Annotated in this window: 1 protein-coding gene and 1 tRNA gene; one reads left to right on the top strand and one right to left on the bottom strand. The window is 44.0% G+C overall.

Annotated features, from left to right (window positions below):
* Positions 1-560 precede the first annotated feature (560 nt).
* Positions 561-1,997: an NAD-dependent succinate-semialdehyde dehydrogenase gene (locus R7F67_RS23755; protein WP_017635617.1), complete on the top strand. Its 1,437-nt coding sequence runs from the start codon at positions 561-563 to the stop codon at positions 1,995-1,997.
* Positions 1,998-2,248: 251 nt separating this feature from the next.
* Here the strand turns inward: R7F67_RS23755 and R7F67_RS23750 are convergent.
* Positions 2,249-2,324: transfer RNA gene (locus R7F67_RS23750), tRNA-Asn, on the bottom strand.
* Position 2,325 lies beyond the last annotated feature (1 nt).

Raw genomic sequence — 2,325 nt, 5'->3', positions numbered from 1 at the left:
GTTGGTTAGAATACCGGCCTGTCACGCCGGGGGTCGCGGGTTCGAGTCCCGTCCACTCCGCCACTTATATTAAGCCCTAGTCGAAAGACTGGGGCTTTTTCGTTTGGTCGTGTCCCCGAGAAATGCATTTACACATTGAAGGCGAGACAATACGACTTTCTTTACCCTTTTGGCACATGAGTTTCTCAGGAAGATGAGCCTGCTGCCTGCACTTCCAATTACTCCGAGTTTGTATCATGTCCTCGTTGAAAGATTGGCCATTTGAACAATGAGTCTTTATAACACTCGCCCTCAACCGTAATAGAATGAATAGTCTTCCGTACTGCGTGTTTTGTTAGCGTCTCTCTTAAACAATAATTTTCTACTTCTTATTTCTCAAACATTCATTGCTCCCATATTTAGAGCGAAACCGTCGTTGCGTGGATTGCGCAATTTCCCGAAATATAGTGAGGAAGAGAGCTAAGTCTTTCGAAAATTAATGCCTTTTAGAAAACTTTGTTTTCTTTGCTGAACTTGCTAGTAGCGATTAACCTAAGAGGAGTTCTTGAGGAGTATGTTTGATGATGCAACAAATAAAAAATGAAACGCTGAAATCTGTATTTAAGCAATGGTCTTCCGAAGAGGGAATTGTGGTCATCAACCCTGCAACTGAGCAAGAGTTAATTCGGTTAAAGCCTAGTACTCTTGATGAGTTAGATGATCTCATTGGTCAGTGCAAAACGGAGCAAGTCCGTTGGGCTAAATTAAGTGCCAAAGAGCGCTCTCGTCGTTTGAGGGGGTGGTATCAACTACTTCTTGATAATGCAGAAGACATAGCCACGATTATTACCTTAGAGCAGGGTAAACCTTTAGCTGAGAGCAAAGGGGAAGTGATGTATGGTGCCTCTTTTGTCGAGTGGTTCTCAGAAGAAGCAAAACGTGCTTATGGCGAAGTTATTCCTGCCCCCACGACAGATAGACGTCTATCTGCAATTCGCCAGCCTGTGGGAGTATGCGCTGCAATTACACCTTGGAACTTCCCTATTGCGATGATTACAAGAAAAGCAGCACCAGCCCTAGCGGCAGGTTGTGGCATGTTGATCAAGCCATCAGAGCTTACCCCTCTCACTGCAATTGCTGTTGTTGAATTAGCTTATCAGGCTGGTATCCCTAAAGAACTGCTTTCTGTCGTGGTGTCGGAGCAGGCTGCTGAGTTTGGTCAAGTACTAAGTACTGATCCTAGGATTCAGAAGATCTCTTTTACGGGGTCTACGCGCGTTGGGAAAATTTTGATGAAGCAAGCCAGTGATTCAGTCAAGGCGGTGTCGATGGAGTTGGGTGGTAATGCGCCTTTCATCGTGTTTGAAGATGCAGACTTAGATGAGGCTGCGGAAGGGCTTGTCGCGTCGAAGTTCCGTAATGCAGGGCAAACATGTGTTTGTACCAATCGGCTATATGTTCATAAAAATGTAAAACAAGCTTTTATTGATAAAGTATTGTCGAAGTTAAGCAAACTAAAGCTTGGAAATGGTTTAGAGAAAGGTGTCACATTAGGTCCTGTTATTACGATGGCCTCTAAGCATCGACTAGAGGCGGTGATCGATCAAGCTGTACAAGAAGGAGCCTCTATTGCTAACTCTCCACAGAGACGGCCTGGTCGCTTTATGGAGCCCGTTCTTTTGGATAGTGTGACGCAGAATATGTCGATTGTTCAGCAAGAGCTATTCGGGCCTGTGTTGCCTATTGTTACCTTTGAAAATGATTATCAAGTTCTCGAAATGGCGAACGATACAGAATATGGTTTGGCTTGCTATTTCTATACGAATAGCTTGAAGCGTATTGTGACTTTTAGTGAAGGTTTAGAGTACGGCATGGTTGGAGTGAATGAAGGGATCATCTCTACTGAAGTGGCTCCATTTGGTGGAGTTAAAGAGTCGGGTGTTGGACGGGAAGGTGCTAAGCAAGGACTCGATGAATATCTGGAGACAAAGTATATTTGTCTTGGTGGTTTAAGCTGATTTCAGAGATGGCCGATTGAATTAAAAAGCTAGGTTTTTACCTAGCTTTTTTTTAGTTGAAAGGCATACCATTTGCCACACGCGTTTGTGGTTAATATTTTCTGGTTACTTAGTGAGTCGATAGCTAGCTTGCGGTAAGCGGTTTTTAATAATCAAAGCGCTTATGTTATTTCGTTATGGAGTAGTAGGAGAGAGCTTAGCTTTAAACTAATACAAAAAAGCCGCATCAAGTGATGCGGCTTCTTCTAATATGGCTCCTCCTGCTGGGCTCGAACCAGCGACCTGCGGATTAACAGTCCGTCGCTCTACCAACTGAGCTAAGGAGGAA

It is taken from the genome of Vibrio sp. YT-17 (assembly GCF_033337375.1).
In the GTDB taxonomy this organism is placed as follows: domain Bacteria; phylum Pseudomonadota; class Gammaproteobacteria; order Enterobacterales; family Vibrionaceae; genus Vibrio; species Vibrio alginolyticus.
This window is presented reverse-complemented; position numbering and strand designations above follow the sequence as displayed.